Annotated in this window: 18 protein-coding genes; all 18 read right to left on the bottom strand. The window is 61.1% G+C overall.

Translation table 11 applies throughout. From position 1 onward, the window contains the following. Positions 1-41 precede the first annotated feature (41 nt). The gene (locus EI185_RS00735; RefSeq protein WP_124703192.1) at positions 42-1,358 is read right to left on the bottom strand and encodes an NAD(P)/FAD-dependent oxidoreductase; all 1,317 of its coding nucleotides are present in this window, start codon (positions 1,356-1,358) and stop codon (positions 42-44) included. A 25-nt stretch (positions 1,359-1,383) separates the two neighbouring features. Beyond that, the gene (locus tag EI185_RS00730) at positions 1,384-4,485 is read right to left on the bottom strand and encodes an efflux RND transporter permease subunit (protein WP_124703191.1); all 3,102 of its coding nucleotides are present in this window, start codon (positions 4,483-4,485) and stop codon (positions 1,384-1,386) included. A 224-nt stretch (positions 4,486-4,709) separates the two neighbouring features. Then, entirely contained in the window at positions 4,710-5,756 is a 1,047-nt protein-coding gene (locus EI185_RS00725; RefSeq protein WP_124703190.1) for an efflux RND transporter periplasmic adaptor subunit, read from the bottom strand. Continuing rightward, positions 5,753-7,195, bottom strand: a complete 1,443-nt coding sequence (locus tag EI185_RS00720) for a TolC family protein (RefSeq protein WP_189836219.1) — start codon at positions 7,193-7,195, stop codon at positions 5,753-5,755. Before EI185_RS00720 ends, EI185_RS00725 begins: the two co-directional genes overlap by 4 nt. A 151-nt stretch (positions 7,196-7,346) precedes the next feature. Further along, a complete protein-coding gene (locus EI185_RS00715; protein ID WP_124703188.1) occupies positions 7,347-9,725 on the bottom strand; it encodes a cation-translocating P-type ATPase in 2,379 nt (792 codons plus the stop codon). A gap of 126 nt (positions 9,726-9,851) precedes the next feature. Next, complete coding sequence (locus EI185_RS00710) at positions 9,852-10,991, bottom strand: MFS transporter (RefSeq protein WP_124703187.1); 1,140 nt, start codon at positions 10,989-10,991, stop codon at positions 9,852-9,854. Between the two features lie 194 nt (positions 10,992-11,185). Beyond that, positions 11,186-12,733 carry a GMC oxidoreductase gene (locus tag EI185_RS00705; RefSeq protein ID WP_124703186.1) on the bottom strand — a complete coding sequence of 516 codons (1,548 nt, stop codon included), beginning with the start codon at positions 12,731-12,733 and terminating at the stop codon, positions 11,186-11,188. Then, positions 12,723-13,508 (bottom strand): glucose 1-dehydrogenase, encoded by a 786-nt coding sequence (locus EI185_RS00700; RefSeq protein WP_124703185.1) that lies wholly within the window; start codon positions 13,506-13,508, stop codon positions 12,723-12,725. The genes EI185_RS00705 and EI185_RS00700 overlap by 11 nt, the downstream gene beginning before the upstream one ends. A gap of 180 nt (positions 13,509-13,688) precedes the next feature. Continuing rightward, the gene (locus EI185_RS00695; RefSeq protein WP_124703184.1) at positions 13,689-16,052 is read right to left on the bottom strand and encodes a glycoside hydrolase family 15 protein; all 2,364 of its coding nucleotides are present in this window, start codon (positions 16,050-16,052) and stop codon (positions 13,689-13,691) included. A gap of 83 nt (positions 16,053-16,135) precedes the next feature. Beyond that, positions 16,136-16,732 carry a ubiquinol-cytochrome c reductase iron-sulfur subunit gene (gene petA / locus EI185_RS00690; RefSeq protein WP_124703183.1) on the bottom strand — a complete coding sequence of 199 codons (597 nt, stop codon included), beginning with the start codon at positions 16,730-16,732 and terminating at the stop codon, positions 16,136-16,138. Positions 16,733-16,734: 2 nt separating this feature from the next. After that, positions 16,735-16,971: a hypothetical protein gene (locus EI185_RS00685; protein WP_124703182.1), complete on the bottom strand. Its 237-nt coding sequence runs from the start codon at positions 16,969-16,971 to the stop codon at positions 16,735-16,737. Positions 16,972-17,112: 141 nt separating this feature from the next. After that, entirely contained in the window at positions 17,113-17,487 is a 375-nt protein-coding gene (locus EI185_RS00680) for a hypothetical protein (protein WP_124703181.1), read from the bottom strand. A 69-nt stretch (positions 17,488-17,556) separates the two neighbouring features. Next, a complete protein-coding gene (locus EI185_RS00675) occupies positions 17,557-17,952 on the bottom strand; it encodes a PRC-barrel domain-containing protein (RefSeq protein WP_124703180.1) in 396 nt (131 codons plus the stop codon). Between the two features lie 135 nt (positions 17,953-18,087). Continuing rightward, positions 18,088-18,228 carry a cbb3-type cytochrome oxidase subunit 3 gene (locus tag EI185_RS00670; protein WP_124703179.1) on the bottom strand — a complete coding sequence of 47 codons (141 nt, stop codon included), beginning with the start codon at positions 18,226-18,228 and terminating at the stop codon, positions 18,088-18,090. Positions 18,229-18,449: 221 nt separating this feature from the next. Beyond that, positions 18,450-19,817 (bottom strand): ClcB-like voltage-gated chloride channel protein, encoded by a 1,368-nt coding sequence (locus tag EI185_RS00665; RefSeq protein WP_124703178.1) that lies wholly within the window; start codon positions 19,815-19,817, stop codon positions 18,450-18,452. 39 nt (positions 19,818-19,856) lie between these two features. After that, entirely contained in the window at positions 19,857-21,266 is a 1,410-nt protein-coding gene (locus EI185_RS00660) for a sigma-54-dependent transcriptional regulator (RefSeq protein WP_124703177.1), read from the bottom strand. Next, positions 21,259-22,761: a sensor histidine kinase gene (locus EI185_RS00655; RefSeq protein WP_124703176.1), complete on the bottom strand. Its 1,503-nt coding sequence runs from the start codon at positions 22,759-22,761 to the stop codon at positions 21,259-21,261. The genes EI185_RS00660 and EI185_RS00655 overlap by 8 nt, the downstream gene beginning before the upstream one ends. Before the next feature lie 6 nt (positions 22,762-22,767). Next, on the bottom strand, positions 22,768-23,985 hold the full coding sequence (locus EI185_RS00650) for a YfdX family protein (protein ID WP_124703175.1): 1,218 nt from the start codon (positions 23,983-23,985) through the stop codon (positions 22,768-22,770). Between the last annotated feature and the right edge of the window lie 152 nt (positions 23,986-24,137).

The following is a 24,137-nucleotide window of genomic DNA, read 5'->3' as shown; positions in this document are numbered from 1 at the left end:
GTGATTTTCGTGTATTTCGTGGATAAATCGCCGTTTTTTGATCAGTGCAGCTTGATGGTGGGCTTGTTGGGCGTATTGATGAGATTGGCGAGAAGCAACAGCGCGGTCCTGACGTAGCCGTTCAGCGCAAGCAGGTGCAGGGTATGCAGCGACCTGTACATCAGCCGCGCCCACAGCCCTTCTACCCGCAGGCCATTGCCGGACCACCTGTCCATCAGATTGCCTACCGTGCTGTGTTGTCCGAGCGCAACCAGCGAGCCGTAATCGCGATACACATACTGCGGCAACGGTTTGTGGTTGAGTCGGCAGCGTATCGATTTCACCAGCAGGCTGGCCTGCTGATGCGCGGCCTGCGCGCGTGCAGGGACGATGCCCTTGCCGCCGGGCAGCGGACACGCGGCGCAATCGCCAAAAGCAAAAATCGCGTCATCCGCGGTCTGCAAGGTCGGGCGCACGATCAATTGCTGCGCGTGATTGGTGGGCAAGCCCAGTGTGGTCAGAACATCCGGCGCCTTGATGCCTGCCGCCCACACCATCATGCTGGCGTGGATGAATTTACCGGTATGCGTGAGCATGCCGTCCGGGCGCACTTCCACCACGTGTTCGCCGTTATGCATCTCGATACCCATGCTGTGCAATTGAGCGGCGACCGCATCGGACAGGCGCACCGGCAATCCGGGCAGCACTCGCTCGGCCGCCCCCACCAGCACCAGCCGCAAGCTTTTGTCGGGGTCGATATGTTCGAGCCCGTAGGACGACAGTTCGCGCGTCGTGTCGTGCAGTTCGGCGGCCAGTTCCACCCCGGTGGCACCGGTGCCGACGATGCCGACCGTGATCTGCCCGGGTGCGACCGGCCCGGTCTGGGTTTGCGCGCGCAGACAGGCGTCGATATGGCGGCGATGGAATTGACGCGCCTGTTCCGGGGTGTCGAGCATGATGCAATGTTCGGCCACGCCGGGTATGCCAAAATCATTACCGATCGAACCCACCGCAATCACCAGCGTGTCGTAATGAAGGCTGCGGCGCGGCATGATTTCGTGTCCGTTCTGATCCGTGGCGGGTGCAATCCATACGCGTTGCCGGGCGCGATCCAGGCCGTCCATGCGTCCGAAACAAAAGCGGAAATGATGCCAGTGCGCCTGTGCCAGATACTCCAGCCGTTCCGCATAGGAATCCAGACTGCCTGCGGCCACTTCGTGCAACAGCGGCTTCCATACGTGCGAAGCCGAAGCGTCGATCAGGGTGACCTTGGCGCGGGTGCCGCGTCCCAGTGTGTTGCCCAGGCGCGTGGCGAGCTCCAGCCCGCCCGCGCCACCGCCCACAATCACAATGTCGTGCGCTGGCTTATGCCGTGTCATGGCTGTCTTCGGTCACCGTCGGGTTTCATGCGGTGCTGTCCGGGTTGCGCCGCTCAAACCGCCCATAGCGCAGCGCGAGCGTCGGCAATATCAGCAGGTTGAGCAGCGTGGAAGTGATCAGCCCGCCCAGGATGACGGCCGCCATCGGGCCTTCGATCTCGTTGCCGGGCGCACCGCTGGTCAGAGCCAGCGGCAGCAGCCCCAGCGCGGTGACCAGCGCCGTCATCAGGATAGGCGACAGGCGTTCTGCTGCGCCGCGTATCGCTGCATCCTTGCCCCATGCCACGCCTTCCACCTCGACCAGATGGCGATAGTGCGAGATCAGCATGATGGCGTTGCGCAGGGTAATGCCGAACAGCGTGACGAAACCCACCAGCGAGCCGATCGACAATACCCCGCCGGTGACGAGCACCATCACCACGCCGCCGGCCAGCGCGAACGGCAGGTTGGCGAACACCAGAATGGTCGACCGCACGCCGCCCAGCGCCATATACAGCAGCAGCGCTACGCCCGCCGCAGCCAGTGCCGAATGCAACAGCAGATCCTGTTGCGCGCGCGCCTGCTCCGGCGCATCGCCGGCGTAGACCAGGTAAGTGCCGCGCGGCAGCGTGACCTGGGCCGCGATCTGTTTTTTTACCGCCGTGACAAAACTCGACAGCGCACGTCCCTTGACGTCTGCGGTCACTACCTGCAGGCGTTGCGCGTCGTCGTGTAGGATCAGATAACGCCCATCGGTCTGGTGAATATCGGCAATGTCCTTGAGCAGCACCATGCGGCCGTCCGGGGTCTTCAACGGCAGTTCGCCCACTTGCGCCGGGCTTTGGCGCAGCGGTGGCGCCAGCACCACCGTCACGTCGAATACGCGACTCCCTTCGTACACCTCGCCGACTTGGGTACCGGCGTAGGCGGTTTGAATCGCACTCAGCGCGTCGACCGGGGCGATGCCGAGCCGCGACAGGGCGCTGTCGCGCAGCTGGATGACCAGTTGCGGACTGCCGGTGGGCGCCTGTACCTGCACCGCGCCGGCGCCCGGCACGCTGCGGATCGCGGCGGCGACTTGTTCGGCCTTGCGGTCGAGCACGTCGAGGTCGTTGCCGTAGATATCCACGACCAGCGGCGCGGTATAGCCTGAAATCGTTTCGTGGATGCGCTCGGTCAGGAAGGTGTTGACCGAGAAACTCGCTCCCACGAACGGCGCAACGGTGCTGCGGATGGCATTCAATACGCGCTGTTGTCCGGGGCCGGAGAGCGGCGTCAGGTCCACCTCGAACTCGCTCGAAAATGCGCCTGCCGGATCCGACACCTGGGTGGCCCGTCCCGCGCGCTGGGCCACCGAACGTATTCCCGGAATCCGGCTAAGCGTCGTACTCACACGCTGCCCCAGCGCAAGCGACTGGGCCAGCGACGTGCCCGGTGCCATTTTCATGTGGACGATGAAATGTCCCTCGCGCAGCGTGGGCAGGAAGCTGCCCTGCAGGAACGGCAGCACCGCAAATGCCGCGCCGCACAGCAACACCACGACCAGAATCACCGCGCCCGCGCGCTGATCGATGCCGGCGAGCAGACGGGTGTAGCGCACCTTGAGCCATTTACCCAGCGGCGGCTCTTTTGCTTCAGCGGCACGGCTTGCCAGCAACGCATAGGCCAGCGCCGGGGTAAGCGTCAGCGCCACCACCAGCGAAGCCATGATGGCCGCAATATAGGCGATTGCCAGCGGGCCGAACAGGCTGCCGGCGACGCCGGACAGTGTCAGCACCGGCACGAACACCAGCGCCACGATGAAGGTGGCGTAGATCACTGCGCCGCGTACTTCGAGCGATGCGTTCAATACCACTTGCGCCGCATTCAGCGGTGCAGCCAGCAGGCGATTTTCGCGCAGGCGTCGGAAAATGTTTTCCACATCGACAATGGCGTCGTCCACCACCTCGCCGATGGCGATGGCGAGTCCGCCCAGCGTCATGGTATTGAGGCCGATGCCGAAGTGATTCAGCACGATCACCGCAGTCAGCAGGGAAAGCGGAATCGCGGTGGCAGAAATGACCGCGGCGCGCGCGTTGAACAGGAACAGGAACAGCACGATCAGCACCAGCGCAGCGCCGATCAGCAGCGCGGTGCGCAGGTGGCTGATCGCGGTTTCAATGAAGTTGGCCGGACGGAACAGGTCGGGATTCAGCGTCACGCCTTCGGCAGTGAGGGCGGGTTTGAGCTGCGCGAGGCGCTGTTCCAGGGCGCGGGTCACGGCCAGGGTATTCGCGCCGTACTGTTCCTCGACCACCAGCATCACGCCCGGCTGCCCCTCGATCGAAGCCGCACCGACTGCGGGGGCGGGCGCCACCGTCACATTCGCGACATCTGCCAGGTGCAGGGTGGCGCCGCCCTGATTGCGCAGCACCACCGCTCCCAACGCTGCGGCGGAGATGGGCTGCCCGGTGGTTTCCAGCGTGATGCGCTGGTTGTTGTTTTCGATGATGCCGGCGCCGCGCACTGCGGTTGCCCGTTTTGCCGCATTGACCACGTCCTGGAAAGACAGGCCGTAGCGCACCAGCTTTTCGGGGGCGATCTGGATCTGCAACTGCTTCACCTCGCCGCCAAATACGGAAATGCCCGCCACCCCGTGCACGGAAAGCAGCTGCGGTTTAACGCTCCAGTCGGCAAGGGTGCGCAGTTCCATCAGCGAGCGCGACTTCGAGGTCAGACCGAGGCTCAGCACCACGCTGGTGGATGAAGCCAGCGGCAGCAAAGCCGGTGTTTTGACGCCTTGCGGAAGGGTAGCGGCAGCCCCGCCCATTTGTTCTGCCACGACCTGCCGGGCCCGATAGATGTCGGTACCCGATACGAAAGTCAGGGTGATCATGGACAGCCCCTGAAACGACTTGGAGCGCATGGTCTTGATCCCGGTCAGGCCGGCCAGGCGGTTCTCCAGCGGCTGGGTGACCAGCACTTCCACCTGCTCGGACGACAAGCCCGGCGCTTCGGTCTGCACCTGCACCTGGGGCGGCGCGAATTCCGGGAATACATCCAGCCGCGCATGGCTGAGGGCGAACAGGCCGTACCCCGCCAGCAGCATTGCCAGGGCGATGACAACGCCGCGAAAGCGGATGGCAAAGTCAACGATGGGAGTCAGCATGGGCGATGAAGTCCTGTTAAACCTGAAAAAATCGGTTAGCCACAGAGAACACAGAGTTCACAGAGAAAAAACGATGGATTGACGTAAATTTGTGCTTTCATCCGGTGAACTGGAACAATAGCTGGAACCTGCTTCATCTCTGTGTCCTCTGTGCTCTCTGTGGCTGGCATTGCGGTTTTTGGCTTCAATGACCGGATTGGAAATAAGGTGCGCGCGCTCGCCTGCTAATCATCGTCATCGCCGCCGCTGCTCGGGGCGCCCGGTTGCGGTTTCGGCTGGAATTCCTGCGAGAACAGCAGCGCGGCGCCCTTGACCACCACGCGTTCGCCACCGCGCCACTGCGCAACAAACCAGCCGCCGGGTGCGGGTGTGTCGACGGCGATTTCGCGGCGCACGAATTGCGTATCGGTGGACTGCACATAGACCCATGGCCGGTTGGCGTACCAGATTACCGCCGAGTTCGGGATCACAACCCCGTCGACAGATTGACCGGTGGGCAGCAAGGCATCGAGGCGCATGCCGGTGCGCAATCCGCCGCGCGGCGCCTGGTAAAAATACGTCGGACTCTGGGTGACCGGGTCGGCCAGCGGCGAAGGCGATAGCAAATGCGCAGTGATCTCGCCGACGCTGCCGGGCAGGCTGATGTGGATGGTTGGCAGCGGCGAACCCGTCGCCCCGCCCTGCGGCAATGCGACCGACAGTAAAGCCTGCTGTCCGGAATTCAATGCATCCAGTTGCGGCGAGCGCGTGGCCAGTGCCCAACCCGTCAGCACGTCGCCCCAGCGGCTGCGCGCCGTGTCGCGCGCAGCCAGCAAGCTTGCCTGTGCCGCTTCCAGATGTGCGCGGTCTGCATCGCGGGTGGCACGGGCTGTTTCGGTCACTTTGTCCGACACGGTGTGGTCCTGGCCATTTAGCACAGTCAGGCGCTGGTATTCGCGTTCCGAGGCCGCAGCCTGGGCGCGCGCCGCGTCGGTCTGCAGTTGTGCCGAGCGCAGTTGTCCGCGCAGCTGCAGCAGCGGCCCCGGGTCGAGTACGCTGGCGTAGGCGCTGGTTTGCGGCTGGAAACGGGTGACGGGCAGCGCTTGCACTGCTATGCCGCTCAGCGCCATTTGCGCGGGGCTGATCACTACCGTACCGGCGCTGGTCGTTGCGGCTTGCGAGTCAGCCGATGAGGCGGGCGGATGGCTGGGCGTGCTGCGTATCCAGATCACAGTGCCGATAACGATCGCAGTCGCGATCAGGCCGGCGAGAATAAAGCGCGTGTGTTTCATGGCCGGGATCCTTGATGGGCAGGCGCGTCGCGCCGGGGGTCGGGCAGGGTGGGGTCGGTGATTTGAATTGAGCCGTCCAGCGGTTGCTGGACCGCGTCTTCGAGCGCACCCAATGCGCGTTGTGTCTGTATCGATGCAGTCAGGCGGGTGTTCTCGGCAGCCAGGGTTTGCAGGTGTGCCTGGTCCAGCGCGAGGTGATCGATGTAGCCGGATGAAAATTGACGCTGCGCGGATTGCGCGCGTAACTGCTGCGTAGCGGCCAGGGACTGCGCAGAGTCCAGTGCCGTTAGGGCCGCACGATAGTCTGCAAGCGCTTGCCCGGTCTGGGCGATGGCCTGGGTTTGCAGGGCGGTGAAGCGGGCCGCGGCCAGCTTGCGTTGTGCCCTGGCCTGCGCGATTTGACCCTGGTTCTGGTTGAACAGCGGCAGCGTCAGGCTGATTCCCAGCGACCATTTGTTCGCGCCCTGGTCCCACTTGTAGCCAGGGCCGATTTGCAGGTCCGGATATTGCCGCGCAATTTCGAGCTGCAACGCGGACTGGCTAACCTCATACCGGGAAAGTGCCGCGAGCAGATCGGCGCGATTGGTCAAGGCTGCGCGGCGCACAGCTGGAGCTGGGATTTGCGCTGCAGAAAGTGGGCGGTTGAGTGCCGTGAAGGAAAGATTGACGCTGTCGAGCGCCGCCACCGGCACCCCCACGGCCGCAGCCAATGCCACCCGCGCTGCGTCCCCGCGGCCACGCGCCATGTCCAATTGCAGGCGCACGTCGGCCAGTGCAGCCTGCTCAGTATCCACCTCGGGTTGCCCCGCCTCGCCGGCCGCGAGGCGGCGCTGCACGGCCTGCAACAGCTTCCCGCGCAGAGCCAGTGTTTGCTTCAGGATGGCGGCTTCGCGCAGCGCGGCATCGTAATCCAGCATGCGGCTACGCATATGGCTGCGCACTTGCCAGGCCACCTCGGCAACATGAAAACGCGCATCATCAAATTGATGGTTTGCCTGGGCCTCGCGATAACCGCGTCGTCCGGCGGTTTCGATCGGGAAATTCAGCATCGAGCCCAGAATCCAGGGCGACATACCGGCGATCGCATTGGCGTTATAGGCCGGCGTTAAATTCAGGCTCGGATTGGGCCGTTGCCGGGATATCTGGACGCCCGCTTCGGCTACGTTCTGCTGCGCACGCGCTACCTTCAGGTCGGGATGGTAGTACAGCGCAGCCAGTGTCAGCTTATCCAAATCCCAGGTATGGGATGACTCCGCCTGCCCGGTGCGCGGCAGATGGGCGGCCAGGTACTTTTCCAGGCCGGGGTCGGAGAGCGTGCGCGCTTCAAAGGCGCTGGCAGTGGCTTGCGGCGACAATGGTCGCGGCGTGTAGCTCGCACAACCGCCGAGCGCAGCCGCCAGCAGGAATAAAGCGAGTGCGTTGCGGCGGTAACGGGGCATTGGCATCATCCTAAAGGCAATATTTTCGATGTCCATGGCTGAATGTTACGCCATGAAAACTTACTTTATTCTTAACGACCCTATCTGTTTTTGTTAGCCGATAGCTCATTTAACTTGTGTATACCAAAAATTTTCCACCTATGTAATAACGCTACATACCAAGAAAACGCTTGCGAATCGCATCTTGCAGCAAGTAATGCAACGCCACCATCCCCAATCCGGATGCTGCCAGGATCGTGATCCAGGAGTCCGCATCCAGCGACACCATGCCCAATATGTCGCGTAGCGGCGGCCAATAAACCCCAGCACCATGCAACAACGGCGCGCCGATCAGCAATCCCCATACCGCCAGCCGTTGCGCGGCTGACGCAGTTGGCCCGCGCTCGTCGCTGGTCAACCGGAACAGCACGTACAAGCCCATCAACACGATCACCGATACACCCGCCGTTCTACTGTACTGCTCCGCCCGGTCTTGAAACAGGAAGAAATTCGCGTAAACGAGTAGCGAAAAAAATGCGGTGCACAGCCCTGCCAGCAGCGCGAACTTTAACGGTTCACGGAGAAAGTTTTCCGTCGATTGTTTGCCCACGGCAGGGGCCAACAGTGTCAGCACTGTGGCCGGGATACCAATGGTCAGCACATCGATCCACGTAATGTCGCGCGGGCTCAACGGAAATCTCAGCCCAACGAAGCCGACGAAGCCGACAAAAAACAGGCTGTAGACGTTCTTCGTGAGAAACAACTGCATGATGCGCTTGATGCTATGGATGATCCGATCCCCCTCTTGCGAGAGCGCCGGCAAGTGAGCAAAAGAATCTTTCAGCAACACAATATCCGAGACATCGCGTGCCGCTGCTGCACCTGAGTTCATTGCGACCCCGATGTCGGCCTGCTTTAACGCCAAAACGTCATTGACACCATCGCCTACCATACCGACAAAATCGCCTGACTTCTGCAGACATTTGACGATCTGTTGTTTTTGCTGCGGTATCAGGCGGCCAAAAAATTGGCCTTCATGAACCGCTTTCGCGAATGCATCCGGCGCCAAAGCAGCTAACTCTGGGCCGCTGATGGTTGATCCGTGGAGGGTTATGCCCGCTTGCCGGGCCACCGCCGAGACGGTGTCAGGGTTGTCGCCCGATAGTATTTTTAGAGTAACGTCGCGCGCTTCGTAAAATCGGATCGCGCTGCCGACATCCTGGCGTAGCTCATCGCGCAGTACCACGAAGCCCAACAGCAACAGGTCGTCGCGCTGCGACAGCGTTTGTGCAGAGCGCGCAAACAGCATCACGCGCAGGCCGCGCTGCCTGAAGTCCGTCAGCTGCGCAGCCTGGGCGGCCGTCAGCCGGTCCTCGGCCATCGCCTCGGGAGCACCGAGCCACAAGGACACGTCCTCGCCATTAAACCCTACACGCACTGCACTGGTCTTGTGCTCGGTACTGAAAGGTAACTCGTCGATCACGGTACTGGCGAGGCTGGGGAACGCCGATGCAATCGCTTCGGTGGTCTGGTTTTGCGCGCTCACCGCGCCGAGGAATAGCCCCAGGTAGCGAGCTAACTCGCCTTGACTCAAGGCGAAGGGTACTAACACTTCAAATTGCAAACGATTGGTGCCGAGAGTACCCGTTTTATCCAGGCACAGCACCGTCAGGTGACCCAACGATTCGACCGCGCCAAGCTTTTGCACCAGGACATGCCGCCTGGCCGCGCGCAACGCGCCCATCGCGAACGCCAGCGTGGAAATCAGGACCAGCCCCTCGGGCACCAGGGCTTTGATCACAGTGACCAGCGACAGGATGGTCTCCTTCACCGGCAAACTCTTGATGTAAGCCGCCATGAGCAATAAGGCGACGAACAATATCAAGATCGCGGTCAGCGTCTTAATGAGGGTATTGATGCTCTTCTGAGTGGGTGTGAGCTGGATCTTGTATGTTTTGGCCTGCGCGGTCAGTGTATTGACGCTGGAAGCTGCGCCGACACGGATCGCCACATAATACCCCGCCCCGCTGACACAATAGCTGCCGGAAAGCACGGTATCACCCGTACGTTTCTCGACTGCAGTTGCTTCCCCTGTCAGCAACGATTCGTCCATGACGACCGGCGCAGACGGCGCGAGCATGCCATCGGCGACCACTTGATCACCAGGCGTCAAGCGTACCAAGTCGTCCTTGACGACCTCGTCGCTGGAAATTTCCTGGTCGTGGCCATCGCGGCGTACCGTGACAACATGGTGCTGTAACAGCGCGAGCCGGTCCAGTGCCCACTTGGCACGAAATTCACTGATGACGCCCACCAGCATGTTGGCGAGAGTGACTATGGACAAGAACACTGCATCGCTATTGGCACCAACCGCCAGCAGCGCCACAACAGACGCCGTCAGGATGCCATTGAATACCGTCACGATGTTGTTGCGCAAGATGCCCGGGACAGTGCGCGTCGTGAATTTCTCTACCAGGTTGACTTGGCCCTGTTGCCGTCGTTCGTTTACCTCGGTTTGGGTCAGACCGGCAGCTTCGGGTGGAGACAACATAGGATTAGCCTTAGTCCAGTATTTTGAAACAAAGATATGCGCCGACCACCACTCGCGGGCCAATTTTTGCGTTTTGGCGATTTGCGCCGGAGGCAGCGCCCCCGTTTTTGCCAGCGGATGACTAGTTTAGCTGGTTTTTGCCCGCGCCGAGAGGCGCCATCCCAACACGAACAAGGGTATGGCCAACAATGCCGAAAACAGGTAAATCCGCGGCAGCGCGACGAGGCTTTGCAACGGCCCCAGGGCAAACGAGCCGATGCCCTCGCCGGCCATCAGCGCGGCCACCATCAGACCGGCCATGCGTGTCTGCTGCCCGGAAAAAGCGGCCAGCCCGTACGACATGGAAAACGGAAAGTAGACGCTGCATGCTGCGCCGGCCAGTGCAAACGCGCCTATCAAAGTCCAGGCGCTGGACAGAAACGGCAACGCAGCGAAGCAGGCGCCCATGCCCAGCGGCGCCGCCAGATAAAGCCAGCGCTGCGCGATCACGCGCTCCGGCACCAGCGCCAGCAGGATGCGAAACAGCGTCATGCTGCCCCAGAAAGCGGAGAGCGCCAGCGCTCCGTAATGCGCAGGCAGGGCCTTGTTCACGCTGATGTAAATATTGGCCCAACTGCCAAAAATGCCTTCGCCGATGGCATAGAGAAATGCGGCCAGCGCAAACAGCAGCATGGCGGCTTGCCAGCGCGGTGATTCACCGGTTTTGGCAGTGCTGGCCGGGAGCGGCAGAAAGAGCACCAGTCCGAATCCCGCTGCCAGCATGAGCGGCCATACGCCCCAGCTGGTCCAGGCAGCAATGCCATGCAGGATTAGCGGGGAGAGCGCGGTGGCGCCACCGATGCCGGCGTTGAGCAAGGTGACTGCCATTGTGGCGCTGCGGGGGAACAGCAGCGCGGCATAGTGATTGACGGCAGCCAGCGTCAAGCCAAAACCCACGCCGAGAAACAGTGTTTCCATCAATAGCAAGGCATGCGCCAGCGTGCCACTGCTATAGGCCGCGCCGGCCAGCAGGAGCAGGGCGAGCACATTGGCAGCAACGCCGGTACGGAACAGGCCGCGACTGCCGATGCGCTGGTGCAGCGTGTCGGCAGTGAGCGCGCCGAAGATGGCGCCCAGCGTCTGCGGCAGAAACAGCACGCCATAGGTGCTGCTGGACAGGTGGTAAGGCGGTGCGGCCAGAATGGTACCGAGCGCCGGGATCAGGACAAACGCGCAGCCTTGCAGGAAACCTGCTGTATAGACTGCGACGGCGCTGAGCTTGGCCATGTCTGATTCTCCTGATTAGGTCATCAATGTCATGAATCCGGAAACGGCAATTGCAGCCACAGAGTAGGCGCGGGTATGCCGTATTCCGAGTTGATCGACCGGGTACTCAGGTCTGGGAAGCGCGTTTCCTCCGTGTTCTCTGTGGCCTCTGTGGCCAAAGTGCTTTTCAATCGCCATTTCGGCACACCAGTTGCCTATCCATGCCAATCGCCCTGGGCGAAACGCTGGCGCAGGTGGGCGCCGACGCGCAGTGCGTTGGCCATGATGGTCAGCGACGGATTGACGGCGGCGATGGAGGGCATGAACGACGCATCCACCACGTACAGGTTGTCCAGCTCATGCGTCTTGCAATGGAGGTCGAGCATACTGGCGCCGGGGTCGGTGCCGAACCGTGCCGTGCCTACCTGGTGGGCCACCGCCTCGATGCCCATGCGCTGGGTGAAGACGAGCGGATAGCCGAGCTGTTTCAGGATGTTTTTCCAGCCACCGACCAGGCGCTGATGGGCGGCCTCGTTGGTGGGTAGATAGTGCAGCCGGATGGTGCCGTCAGCATCCAGACTGACCCGGTTGTCCGGGCGCGGCAGGTCTTCCGTGGTCAGCCACCAGTCCACCGAATGCTGCGCCGCCCAGCGCGCCAGTGGCCAGGGGAAGTATGGGCGCTGAGCTTTGAGGATGGCCGGGGTAACCTTGCCGAGATTCTGAATGTGGCCGAGCGGGTAGGGGAAATCCGCCTCGCCCGAGCTATTGTAAAAATCGTTGATGGCGATGGTTTTCTGAAACACGGTCGGGTTGCGGCGACGCGGATCGATGGCAATGCAGGCGCTGTTGAGATGGCACATGTAGTTGCGGCCAAGCTGGTCGCTGCCATTAGCCAACCCGCGCGGGTGCCGGGCGTTGGCTGAAGCCAGTAACAGAGCGGCGGAATTGATGGCGCCGGCAGCGACGACAACCACACGTGCGCGGAAACGCCGCGCGCCTTGCGGGCCCAGCGTTTCCACGCTTTCCACGCGGCTGCCAGCGCCATTGGTGAGGAGTTTTTGCACCCGGACACCGGGCAGGATATGAACATTGGCGTATTGCAATGCGGGGCGGATGCCGCAGGTTTCCGCATCGCCCTTGGCGTGCACCAGGCACGGGAAACCGTCGCAGCTGTCACAGCGTATGCAGGCACTTTGTTGCGGATGATCTTCGTCCCGATTCAGCGCCAGCGGCAGCGGAAAGGGGTGTAAGCCTAGCGTTTTCAGTTGGCGCGCCACTTCTGCCATGTAAGGCTCATGGGTGAACGGCGGCCATGGATAGTCGTTGCGCGGCGGCTCCGTAGGGTCGGCACCGGCCAGGCCGTGCGCGTAATACCAGCGTTCTGCTTCATCGTAGTAAGGGCGCAGATCGGCATAGCCAATCGGCCAGTTCGGGGTGCTGCCGTCGACATGCTTGCGCGCCACAAAATCCTCGCCGCGGCGGCGCAGCACCGCTGCGCCGTAGAGCTTGGTGTTGCCCCCCACGTGGTAGCCGGTGACGGGTTGAAACAGACGCCCGGCGCCATCGCGCCAATGATCCTGAGTATGGTAGCGGTGCGCGCGAAATACAGCTTCGGCCTGCCAGTTGGCTTTTTCCCTGGGCAGAAAATCGCCGCGCTCCAGCACCAGGATGGAAATGCCGCTGGGCGCCAGCGCACGCGCCAGCGTGCCGCCTCCGGCACCGCTGCCGATGATGATCAGGTCGGCATCCAGATCATCCGCCATGACGGAAGTCCGGGTAGATCAGCATGCCGCCGTCCACCGCGATGCTGGTACCGGTAATGTAGCTGGCCAGATCGCTGGCCAGGAAAGCCGCAACCTGGCCGATTTCATCCGGCTCGCCCATGCGCCCCATGGCGATTTTCTGATCCAGATCGACCAATCCCTGCGGGTCTTCCCAGACGCTGGCGTTGATCGGCGTTTTGATCGCGCCGGGGGCGATGGCCAGCACGCGTACGCCGCTTGCAGCCACTTCCTGGGCCAGGGTCTTGGTGAACATGGACAGCCCCGCCTTGGCGCTGGTATAGGCGCTGTAGCCCGACCAGGGGATGAATTCATGCACTGAGGTGATGTTGATGATGACCCCGCGTTTCTGCGGCAGCATCCAGTGCAGTGCCTGACGCGCGCAGTAGTAGGACCCTTGCAGGTCCACCGCGATGACGCGCGCCCACTGGTCCGGATCGCTGTCGGCACAATTGGCCGCACCGCCGTCGATGCCGGCATTGTTGACCAGAATATCCAGCCCGCCGAATGCGGCGCCGACTTCAGCGAAAAGCCGCGTCACCTGTTCCGGAACCGAAATGTCGGCCTGAAATGCCTGCGCCGCACCGCCTTGCCGGACGATGCGCGCCACCACTGCGTCTGCTACCACTTTATCATTTCGATAGTTGATCGCCACCTTGGCGCCTGCGCTGGATAAGGCCATCGCGATGGCTTCGCCCAGTCCGGAACTGGAACCGGTGACCAGCGCCCGGCGTCCGCTCAAATCAATTGTCATCATGATGCGTCTCCTGTCATTCTGGAAAAAAGCAATTGGCCACGGAGAGCACGGAGGAAAAAGAACAAGGCAAAAGGCAAAAATGGAAAGTCAAAAGGCAAAATTCAAGACACTTCCCGGGTTTTATTTTGACTTTCTCCTTCATTGTTTTTCTCCGTGTTCTCCGTGGCTAAAATTGCCGTTTTAAACGATGCGAATCTGAAAATCCTCACCCTGCCATTGCCCGCTATCCGGCCAGTACAGCGTGAACTCCAGTGTGTCGTCCGGTTTCAATTGCGTCGTCGGCAAAATGGCGATGTGCGCCAGCCCCCAGTCCTGCGTGTCCACGTCTGCGATCTCCTGCCAGCCGTTGCGTCCCCAATGCACGCGTGCAGGCGCGTGCAGCAACAGGCGCAGTTCCTTGCCGGCAGGCAGATTGCGCGGGCGTTGCTTCATGCGCCATAGATAAAATGAAATTTGCGGGCGCCGGCCGTGATAGCGCTGCCAGGTCTGCACCGGGCGATCCACCGGATAGCCCTGGGCATGGCTCAGGCACAGCTTGATGTACTCGGCGTGCGCCCACACCAGCGGCATGGCAGACCCGCTGGGTTGGCCCGGGTAGAGATCGCGCGCAGGTATGGGATCGGTATCCCATACCTGTTCGGGAATGAGACCGCCCGCCCCGGTCATGGCCGTGATGGCTTCGATGTAGGGCAGCACGTCCGCTCCGGCCATCAATGCATAGTGGCCGCGCTCGCCGGTAAGCAGTGGCCAGCCGCGCCCGTTGCCACTGCCGTCGAAGGCTTTGCCATCTGCATGTTCGCCGTAGCCGTCGCCGTTGTAGCGATGCCATACCGGGCCGTTGGGCGTATCGGTCTTGAGCAACTTGTCGATGGCGGTCACGCTTGCGACGATGCACGGGTCGTGCGCATCGCGCAGACCATAGCGCACCAGTTGCAGGAAATCGGTTGCCAGTTGCTCCTCGGCGGGAAGATCGGGATCAATGGCGCGGTTTTTGATCAGCAGGTGTTCGAGTTTGGCGCCGTCGTGGATGAGTTCGTCGGTGGGGGTGCTGCGCAGATAATAGCCGGGCACGTCGAGGCTGCGTGCCAGCGCCGTATCTTCTACCCAGGTCCAGTCTTCCAGCCGGGCATTCCAGTAATCCGCCAGCATCAGTGCGCAATCGCGTTCACGCCCTTGCAGCAATGCAGCGCCCTCCACCAGTGCGGCAATGGCCACCGCCAGGGTAAAAGGATTGATGCCGGCGTCCTCCTCCCAGCGGTCCTGGCCGGTGGCAGGACCTTCGCGCAGGATGAAATCGAGCGCGCGACGCACTGTATCGTGCACCGGAATTTGTGCCAGCGCGTCACGTGCGTGCAGGGCGGCGGCCAGCAGCACGGGGAAGGCGGTTTCGTCCAGCTGGATGCCTTGCCAGAATGGTTTGCCGCCCAGCCACTGATTTTGCAGCCAGTGGCCGTTGCTCTGCTGGGTGGCGATCAGATAGCACAGGATGGCCCGCGCATCGTCGAGTTTATCCATGGCCAGCAGTGCGCCGGCAGTCTCCACCAGATCGCGTGACCACACCAGATGGTAGCCGCCCTGGCTCGAGCTGGATTCGCCCCACGGCACCGACAGGCTGGCGACGGCAGCACCGGGGTAAGTATGGTCCTGGTGGATTTTGAGTATGCTCGCAGAGCGTTGCAGCAGTTGTTGAGAGGCATCCGGCAGGGCGGCGAGCGCTGGCGGCGGCTGCCAGTTTTTTTGCCAGTCTGCCCAGTCCTTGCATTGACCTTGCCAGGCCGCTTCGAAACCTTGCATCAATGCGCTCCATGCCAGGGTGGCTGCGGCTTCCTTGCTGCTGCCCAGACCCAGCGCTACAGTACAGCGACGCGGCAATTCTCCAGCCAGCGATACTTCACCCGGCTCGGTTTCGGCATAGCTCCATGTCATGCGCCGGTGGCGATCGAAATCCTGCCATAAATCGCTTTCGCCCACGCTGCCCACTGATCGCATGCCAAAACCGGGCAGTCCGCCATGGTCGGCACACATCAACGCCAGACCGAAAGGCCCTTGTTCCGCCCACAGCAAGGGCCTGCCTTGCCAGGAATCCGCCCAGGCGCGGTTATTGAGGCTATCTCCACCCAGACGCGGCGCGGCAAGCAGATAGGGGCGCAGCGCCGCGTCGCCGTCAAGCTCGATATCCAGCAGCAGCACATCGCGCTGCGGATCGGAGCAGATTCGGATGCGCAGGTTGAAGCGCGAATGCCGGTGGTGGATGGTCAGTACCGGGATGCCGGGGGCAACGAATTCCAGGGTGTAACCGGGCAGCCTGCGCAACTCCTGCCAGAAGCCCTGGTCATCGGCGACGATCAAGCCGAGATCCTTGAGCTGGGGGATATCCAGGCGCGGGTAATACACCTCGCTGACGATTCCCTGCGCTACGCTGAACCACAGCCGCGAAGCGCCCAGTGCGGTGCCAACCATATCCTTGCGCGCGGATGTCCAGGCAGGGTTGCTCCACTGCGGCGCCGGGGCTGTGCCAGAAGGTTGCGTGGTGTCATTTTTCATTGTGTTCTTTCTGGTGGAAGTTCTGATCGTTCTGCTGCAAATCCGGATATAAACGATAGTCGCGCTGGTTTCGTGTGGGGTATCTAGCCTGTTTTCTTGTCTGCACCGATCAATATCAGGGTCTCGCTCAGGTAGGTATGTTGAGGAATTTCCAGGTTGAGTGGTGCCGGCACGTCCTTGAATACCCGACCCGCCAGATCGTATTTGGAACCGTGGCAAGGGCATAGAAAACCACCCGGCCAATTCGCTCCTATATCCGGTGCTCCCACTTCCCTGCGGTAGGTTGGAACGCAACCGAGGTGTGTACAGATACCGACTGCGACAAAGTATTCCGGCTTGATCGAACGGGTTGCGTTCTGACAATAAACGGGTTGTTGGGGCTGTCGTGACAGCGGATCAAGCAGTAACTGATCATGCTTGCCCAACCGGTCGAGCATGGGCTGGGTGCGATGCAGAACCCATACCGGCTGTTTGCGCCATGTGAAGGTTACCAGCATGCCCGGTTCAATCTTGCGGATGTCCGCATCGACCGGACCGCCTTCGGCCAGCGCTCTCTGGCTCGGCATCATGCTCATCACGAACGGATAAGCGGTCATCACGAACCCTGCGCCCGCCACCGCAGTGGTGGCGGCAATCAGGAAGCGCCTGCGGTTAAAGTTGAATTCTGTCGACTCGACCATTTTTAGAGGATCTCGAAAGAAAGTACAAAGGAGGCTACCGTCATGCAAATCAGTCCGACGATAAACATGGTGTCAGCCAGATTCTCCAGATGCACAGCCCGCCGCTCGTAGCGCATCGAGGCATAGGACAGGATGGCGCTAAACAGAAACACTACATTGTCAAAGCCGAGTATTTTGTCCACCAGTCTGCTCATGGGCCCACCCATATGGATGAGTTTGACGATGCTGAGAATCATCATGCAAACGCCGACCATTGAGGCGGAAGCCTGCAAAATATGCGAGGAAAGGTTCTTGAACTGGCTCATGCGACAGTCCGGGCGTTTGCCGGCCCGTGTTCCTTTAATCCATTCCAGCCTGCATGCGCTGAATTCGGGATGGAATCAATAGCAGCGGTAAGGCCAGGCGCCGTAGTAACAACGGCCGTAGAAATAACCATCCGGAGCCGGCCACCAGCTATTCCAGTCTTGCATGTGCTGATCGCGGCGCACGGCTTCAAGGTAAGTATGCTGCATGTAATCCAGCACCTCATCGGATACGCCCTGCTGGTGCAGGCGCGCGAACTGACTGGCCTTGAGGCGATAGACGGTGCCAGCGTCACGCATGCGCTGGATGATTTGATCGGGAGGGTCGCCTTCATGACTGAGGCGAACCACCTCTGCAACCGTGACCGGCGCGGGCGGCGGCAGACTGGCACAACTCGCCAGCATCAATGTCAGGGTGGTTGCGACGAGCAGCGGGAAAATACGACGCCTCATGACACGCTCCTTGGTTTGAACCAATAGTGTGAGAAAAAGGGGTGCGCAGGCCACCCGCCATGACCTGCATCATTTTGTGTATTTGAATGCAGGCAAGGACTTGAGCATGGCCTTGTTCGCGCCCGGCAGCAAGTATCGATGTCCTTCGGCCTTGAAATGGTTGAACGGGATCAACACATCATGACGGTCAATGCCGAGGAAGCCGCCAACGCCGACAACTGCGTAGGACACCGAATTTCCCGGCGACACGATGATGTCTTCAATGACGCCGATTTTCTTCTTGTCATCGTTATAGACCGGTTTGTGCAGGATTTGTTTCTGTGCACTCCAGCCCGCGGCGGCGATGCTTGCCTCCTGGACGGTGATGCCTACGGTTTCAGAACCTGCCACGGGGGCGGCATAGGCGGCGCCGGTCAAGGAAATAATCGAGGTGGCGAGGACGGCTGCGAGCAGATTTGATTTCATGCTAATTCTCCTGAGATTAAAGTGATCTAAAACATGGTTGGTGAAGCGGGATCATGGTTTGCCTGGTTTGCTGTTTTTTTTGCCGGGCTTGAAACTCCTTTTGACCAAACGGTTGTGGCGCCTGTGAGCAGGAAATTATTCCTGCTCTTCCTCAAAGGGGATATCGGCGTCCTTGCTGAAGCGCGCCTTGCGTTTTTTGCTGAATACCCAGATCACTATGCTCACAAACGCCAGCAACAGAATCACGGTATAAATTACATATCCGCTTGCATGCATTGATGCTCTCCTTACGCCTGGAAAAATCTGTATCCGAATTGGAATGAGTGTCTCTGGTGTCAATACAGCAGCATCCATGCCAAAACCATAAGCACATGAAAGTAAATATAAGTCTGCTATGTATAAGTGATCGCCGGGGGATATCCCCCGGAACATGAAAGAAATTAGGCTGATATCCCCCTAGCCCTGTTGTCTGGCTGGGAAGAGGTGTTGCGGTCTGATCAAGGCGATTTGCTGACGGGCGCTATTTCTGCGGCATGGAGTCCACGCTTGCGCCGTAGTGCGCCGGCGTAGATCGACTCGCTGCCGCGGTGGTCGCGCGCGACGGTGTAGGCGATCACACACGCCAGCATCAGTGGCAGGGTAATTTTGTAATCCAGGGTCATCTCGAAAATCATCAGGATCGCCATCAGCGGCGCATGGGTGGCGGCGGCCAGAAACGCGCCCATGCCGACGATGGCGTAGGCGCTGGAGGGCGAGATCATACCGGGAAAAATCGCGCCCAGCGCGGTGCCGAACAGCGAGCCGAATGCCGCGCCAATGAACAGGGTGGGGGTGAATACCCCGCCCACTGCGCCGGAGCCGATCGTCGCTGCCGTGGCGATGATCTTGAAAATCAGCACCAGGGCGAGCAGCTGCCAGGCGATGTTCTGATGCAGCAGGCTGTTCACCACACTGTAACCGTTGCCCCACACTTGCGGATAGAACGTGGAAATCGCGCCCACCATCAGGCCGCCCAGCCCCAGCTTCAGGGTGAGAGGCAGCCTGGTGCGCGCGAACAGGCTTTCGCTGCGATCCAGCAGGGTGATGAAAGAGGGCGCGAGATGCCCCAGCAGATAGCCCAGTGCGGCGTAAAAAATCAACTCCCAGTTGGATAGAAACTGAAACGCCGGGATCTGGTACACCGGCGCGTAACCGAGGAAATGGTGGATGGTGGTATTGGAGACAACCGAGGCGACGATGAGCGGGCCAAAGCTGTCCATGGCGATGGTGCCTATCACGATTTCAGCCACGAACAGTGCGCCGGCGATGGGTGCGTTATAAGCCGCAGCCAGACCTGCCGCGGCTCCGCACGCCACCAGCAGGCGTTGCTTGTGCTGAGGCAGGTGCACCCAATGGCCTGCCGCTGATCCCACCATGGCGGCAAGCTGCACCATCGCACCCTCGCGTCCGATCGAGCCGCCGGAGCCGACGGTGAACAGTGACGACAGGCTTTTCACCAGGCTGGCGCGGACACCGATGACGCCGTCGCCCGCGACGATGGCTTCCATGTAGTCGGTGGTCCGCGCGCTGCCTACCCATTTCAAGCCGAATTGCAAAATCGCCCCTGCCAGCAAGCCCCCAGCCAGCGGAATCAGCAGGCGCTGCCACCAGGTCAGCCCTTCGGCGATGTGCACCAGGCTGCCGGAATGGCGCGTGAACAACAATTGAACGAGCTGGATGCCCTCGCGGAACAGCACGGTCGCCAGCGCACCGAGTATGCCGACCACGCCAGCCCACAGCAGCATGCGGCGTGCTTCTTCCTGCTCGTGCCCGCGCAGGAAGAGCTTGAGCCGGGTGATGGCATGGATTATGGATTTACCTTGCATTGCGCCTTCTCCCGGCGGCGTCTCATTAGGCCGGATGTTTCAGCCATCCTTGCCGGCTTCTGGTTTGAGGCCGTATTTATCCACCCGGTAACGCAGTGTTTCGCGTGTGGTGCCAAGCGCGCGCGCGGCGGCAGTGACATTGTAGGCGTAGCGTACCAGGGTGGTCTGGATGATGTGACGATCCATGTCGTCGAGCGCCATGCTGCCGTCCAGCGGCAGGCACAATAAAGTTTCACTGCTGGCTTGCGGTGGCGCGGGCAGGATGCGACCGGGAGTGAGTTGCAGCCATTCCTCCTGCAGCGTGTCGGCATCGCCTGGGGTGAGCAGCACGGCGCGCTCGATGGCATTGTGCAGTTCGCGTACGTTGCCCGGCCAGTCGTGCTGCTCAAGCAGAAGCCAGGAGCTGTCGCGGATATGGCGTATTTTTTTGCCGGCCTTGAGGTTGAATTCAGCAACAAAGCGCTGCACCAGGGCACGAATGTCCTCGCGGCGCTGGCGCAATGGCGGCAATTCCAGGCGGAATACCGACAGGCGATGATAGAAGTCTTCGCGGAAACGCCGGGCGGCGACAGCTTCAACCAGATCCTGATTGGTGGCCGCGATGAGCTGCACGTCGAGTGCGATTTCGCGGTCGCCGCCCACGCGGCGGATGACCTTGTCCTCGATCGCCTTGAGCAGCTTGGCCTGCAAATCGGGTGCCAGCTCACCGACCTCATCCAGAAACAGGGTGCCGCCATCGGCCTGCTCGAACAGGCCGCGCCGCCGGGTTTTGGCGCCGGTAAACGCGCCGGGTTCGTGGCCGAACAGCTCGGATTCGATCAGTTCATGCGGCAGTGCGGCGCAATTGACCTCCACCAGCGGGGCATTGGCGCGCATCCCGCCGTGATGCAGGATGCGTGCTGCCAGACCTTTGCCGGTACCGGTTTCGCCGCTGATGAGCAGTGCGGAATAGGGTACGCTGGCCAGCCGCGTCAGCATCTGGCGCGCCGCGTTCGAGGCGCTGCTGTTGCCGCTGAAGCTGTCCACGCTGTAGCGCCGTGCCGCCGCCGCCGAGTGTTCGGCAATGCGCCGCTGGGCGCGGCCGCTGCGCGTGGCGGCGGCGATGATCAGGTCGAGGCGCGCCAGATCGCAGGGTTTGCTCAGGAAATCCAGTGCACCCAGTTTCAGCGCGCGCACTGAATCCGGCACGGTGCCGTAGCCGGTGAGGAACAGCCACTCGCCGCCCAGATTTTTCTGGCGCACGGATTCGAGCAAGTCCAGGCCATTGCCATCCGGCAGGCTCATGTCGGAGAGCACGATCAGCGGTGTAAGAGTTTCGCCGAACAGCAGGGATTCGGCTTCGGCGATGCTGCGGGCCCAGCTGACCTCCCAGCCTTCACGTCGGAAATGGCGCTGTAGTTCAGCACCGAGCAGGGATTCGTCTTCAATGATGAGGAGGCTGTCAGGCATGGGTGGAGGCACAAGGCAGGTAGAGGGTGACGCGTGCGCCACCGCCAGGCGTGTTGTCCAGCGCAATGCGCCCGCCCAGATCATTTACGAAACGGCGCGTGATGGCCAGCCCGAGTCCGGTGCCTGACTCGTGGCTGCTGATAAACGGGCGCGGGCCGTGGCTGAGCAGTGTATCGGAAAAGCCGCCACCGCTGTCGGTGACGCTGATTTCGATAGCGTCTTCACGAGGCTGCGCGGTTAGGTGGATATTTCCCGCATGTTCGCCGATGGCGTTGCGTGCGTTGAGAATCAGGTTGAGCAAGGCCTGGCGCAAGCCATCGGCCGAGATCACGCAGCTCAAATCCGCGGGGACGTCGGTCACCAGCGTGATCGCGGGTGGCAACAGGTAATGGACCAGGCTGGCCAGGGCGCCGCACAGTTCGGCCAGGTTCACTTCGCTGGGCGGGGCGGGGTGGTGCCGTGCCTGATCCAGCAGGCCATTGAGCAGGCGCGTAATGCGGTTGATTTCATCCAGGACCATATCCAGCCGTTCGGCATGGTCGGCCGATTCGGTTTCACGGCGCAGATTGGTCAGCGCCATCTGGATGCCGGACAGCGGGTTGCGCAGTTCGTGCGCAATGCCGGCAGCGACTTCGCCGACGCTGGCCAGTTTTTCCGCCTGCGCCAGATGCTGCTGCTGGTTGAGCAGGGTGGTGCTGGCGGCGCGCACCTGCTGTTCGAGCAGGGTCTCGCGGTTCTGGTGTTCGGCTTCGAGCTCGGCCAGTCGGCTCACCAGATGGTTGTAACGCAGCAGCAGCGGCTTGATCATCGGATCGGCATGGGCAATCGGGGCGCTGGCGTAATCCTGTTGCGACAAACGTTGCATCAGCCAGCTCAGGTCGCGCAGCGGTAACTGCACGCGATGGCGCAGCAGGTAGAGGGTGGCGACCGCCAGCAAGGGGAGCACCACGACCAGGGTCAGCGCGAGATTGAATTCGAAGCGCGCGGTGCGTTGCACATCGCTGACCAGTACCGCATGGGCGTTGGTTTCACGCGTGATGCGGTCATGGATCTGCGCCAGCGTGGAGAGCAGCGTATCGTGGCCGGCATTGCGACGCGCCAGCAATTGCCGTAGCTGGCTCAATACCGCGGGTGTGTCGGCCACGCGCGAGTGATCGGCAGCGATGATGTCGGCGAGTTGTTTGTCCAGCGCCTGCTGGATGTGCGCAGGGAGCGGCGCCTGCGGATTAACCAGGCGCAAATAGTCGTGTTCTATCTGCATTGAGAGCGTCTGCAGTGCGAGAATATTCTGCATGTGCAATTGCACGGTGCCGATGCGGGTTTCGGCGCGCCATGCGGTCAACGTCATCAGTGCCAGAGCCAGGATCACCACGCCGCCCAGCACCAGGGCAGGCAGTCGCAATGAGCGCAGGATCAGCGCACTCGACACGGGATAGGAATCAGTATCTTCATGGCCGCTATTCAAACTGGTTTCTGTTGGGTAGGCAAGCCTCATCTCATGTCAGCTCTGGCTGATCAGGATACCCAGTTCGCCCGCGAGCTGGCTGTACTGGTCCGGGTTGCGTTGTGCCGGAGTTTCGGTTGCGAGCCGGGCGACATGTTGTTGCACACCGTGTATTTCGATTTGCGGCTGGTTATCGGTGCGTGCGATTTCCAGTGCCTGGCCGAGGTAGCTTTGCGCGCGCACCAACGCTTTCTCGGCGGCCGCTGGCTGGTGTGCGGTAAATTGATCAATGGCCGCATCGCGTAACGCGAGGCGGGCTTCGATGAGTCTGGATTTGATCGGCCGGTCGTGCATTACGCTGGCCCATTCATTGCCCAGATATGCCTTGGAGCGTTCAGCCAGTGCAGCTGTCCTGTACCACAAGGTTTGCGCGTCATTGACCAGATTGGCATCGTTGTTCCGGATATGCGCGTCGAGCCGGTCAGCATCCTGCAGCAGTTTGTCGGCATCGTCCTTGGCAATGCTATCGGTTGTTTGTGCGGCGCGTTGCAGGTAGCTGCGCGCGCGTTGGAGTTCGAGCCGGGCTTTGGCGGTTTCACCCGCTGCTAGCAGGCGGGTGGTTTGCAGCAAGGATTGGCGGCCTGCGGCGAAAGGCTCGTTTACGCTCACCGACATGAATACGACGCCGTCTTCGGCATTTTTGAGTGCCTGGTCGGCACGTTGCCAGTTCTGCTGGTCCAGCGCATGACGTGCGGTATCCACGGTGCGAAGCGTATGCACCAGTGGCAGGTCAGCCTCGGCATAAATCAGCGTGGCATCCGTGACGCGCAGCTTATCGGCGGCAGGCTGTTTAAGCTTCTGCTGTGCCGGAATGAAGTCTCGCAACGTATGCAGGTTGGCGTAAATCGGTATCAAATCAGGCAGCACACGCGCACTGTTATCGTATTCCTGATGTTTTTGCGCATTCCAGACGTGATCGGAGACGCGTGTGACAGGCAGGCGGGTTTGCAAGCTGGCGAGCAAGTTGCCGGCGTTGTCCAGGGCCTGGTGAGCACTGGCGGCATTGCGTAGAGCGATGTCTTCCCGTGCCGCAGCAATCTGATGCAGTACTTTGACTGCAATATCTGACAGTCGCTGTTGCTGTTCAATACTTAAAGCCGGGCTGGGTACCACGGATATCTGCTGCACTACTGGAGCCTCTGCACCCCAGGCGCGCGTCAATGCACTACCCAACAGCAAGGTAATAATAAGCGGGCGACAGGAAAAAGTGCGCATGATGTTCTCCGGCAAAAACAACGTCCTTGCCCTTTTGCATACAATTGCCGTGCCAGAGTGTAACTTGTTGAAACTGCGTATTAAGCCCGGATTTTATTGAAGAAGGCGGGGCATATCCACCAATCCCGCGGGGCATAAACCCCGCGCAGCAC

Origin of the sequence: Sulfuriferula multivorans (assembly GCF_003851125.1) — a bacterium.
GTDB classification, from domain to species: domain Bacteria; phylum Pseudomonadota; class Gammaproteobacteria; order Burkholderiales; family Sulfuriferulaceae; genus Sulfuriferula; species Sulfuriferula multivorans.
This window is presented reverse-complemented; position numbering and strand designations above follow the sequence as displayed.

Coding starts and splice junctions, on each gene's coding strand:
- EI185_RS00735 (WP_124703192.1), bottom strand. CDS start 1,358: ATGACACGGCATAAGCCAGCGCACGACATTGTGATTGTGGGCGGTGGC.
- EI185_RS00730 (WP_124703191.1), bottom strand. CDS start 4,485: ATGCTGACTCCCATCGTTGACTTTGCCATCCGCTTTCGCGGCGTTGTC.
- EI185_RS00725 (WP_124703190.1), bottom strand. CDS start 5,756: ATGAAACACACGCGCTTTATTCTCGCCGGCCTGATCGCGACTGCGATC.
- EI185_RS00720 (WP_189836219.1), bottom strand. CDS start 7,195: ATGCCCCGTTACCGCCGCAACGCACTCGCTTTATTCCTGCTGGCGGCT.
- EI185_RS00715 (WP_124703188.1), bottom strand. CDS start 9,725: ATGTTGTCTCCACCCGAAGCTGCCGGTCTGACCCAAACCGAGGTAAAC.
- EI185_RS00710 (WP_124703187.1), bottom strand. CDS start 10,991: ATGGCCAAGCTCAGCGCCGTCGCAGTCTATACAGCAGGTTTCCTGCAA.
- EI185_RS00705 (WP_124703186.1), bottom strand. CDS start 12,733: ATGGCGGATGATCTGGATGCCGACCTGATCATCATCGGCAGCGGTGCC.
- EI185_RS00700 (WP_124703185.1), bottom strand. CDS start 13,508: ATGATGACAATTGATTTGAGCGGACGCCGGGCGCTGGTCACCGGTTCC.
- EI185_RS00695 (WP_124703184.1), bottom strand. CDS start 16,052: ATGAAAAATGACACCACGCAACCTTCTGGCACAGCCCCGGCGCCGCAG.
- petA (WP_124703183.1), bottom strand. CDS start 16,732: ATGGTCGAGTCGACAGAATTCAACTTTAACCGCAGGCGCTTCCTGATT.
- EI185_RS00685 (WP_124703182.1), bottom strand. CDS start 16,971: ATGATGATTCTCAGCATCGTCAAACTCATCCATATGGGTGGGCCCATG.
- EI185_RS00680 (WP_124703181.1), bottom strand. CDS start 17,487: ATGAGGCGTCGTATTTTCCCGCTGCTCGTCGCAACCACCCTGACATTG.
- EI185_RS00675 (WP_124703180.1), bottom strand. CDS start 17,952: ATGAAATCAAATCTGCTCGCAGCCGTCCTCGCCACCTCGATTATTTCC.
- EI185_RS00670 (WP_124703179.1), bottom strand. CDS start 18,228: ATGCATGCAAGCGGATATGTAATTTATACCGTGATTCTGTTGCTGGCG.
- EI185_RS00665 (WP_124703178.1), bottom strand. CDS start 19,817: ATGCAAGGTAAATCCATAATCCATGCCATCACCCGGCTCAAGCTCTTC.
- EI185_RS00660 (WP_124703177.1), bottom strand. CDS start 21,266: ATGCCTGACAGCCTCCTCATCATTGAAGACGAATCCCTGCTCGGTGCT.
- EI185_RS00655 (WP_124703176.1), bottom strand. CDS start 22,761: ATGAGGCTTGCCTACCCAACAGAAACCAGTTTGAATAGCGGCCATGAA.
- EI185_RS00650 (WP_124703175.1), bottom strand. CDS start 23,985: ATGCGCACTTTTTCCTGTCGCCCGCTTATTATTACCTTGCTGTTGGGT.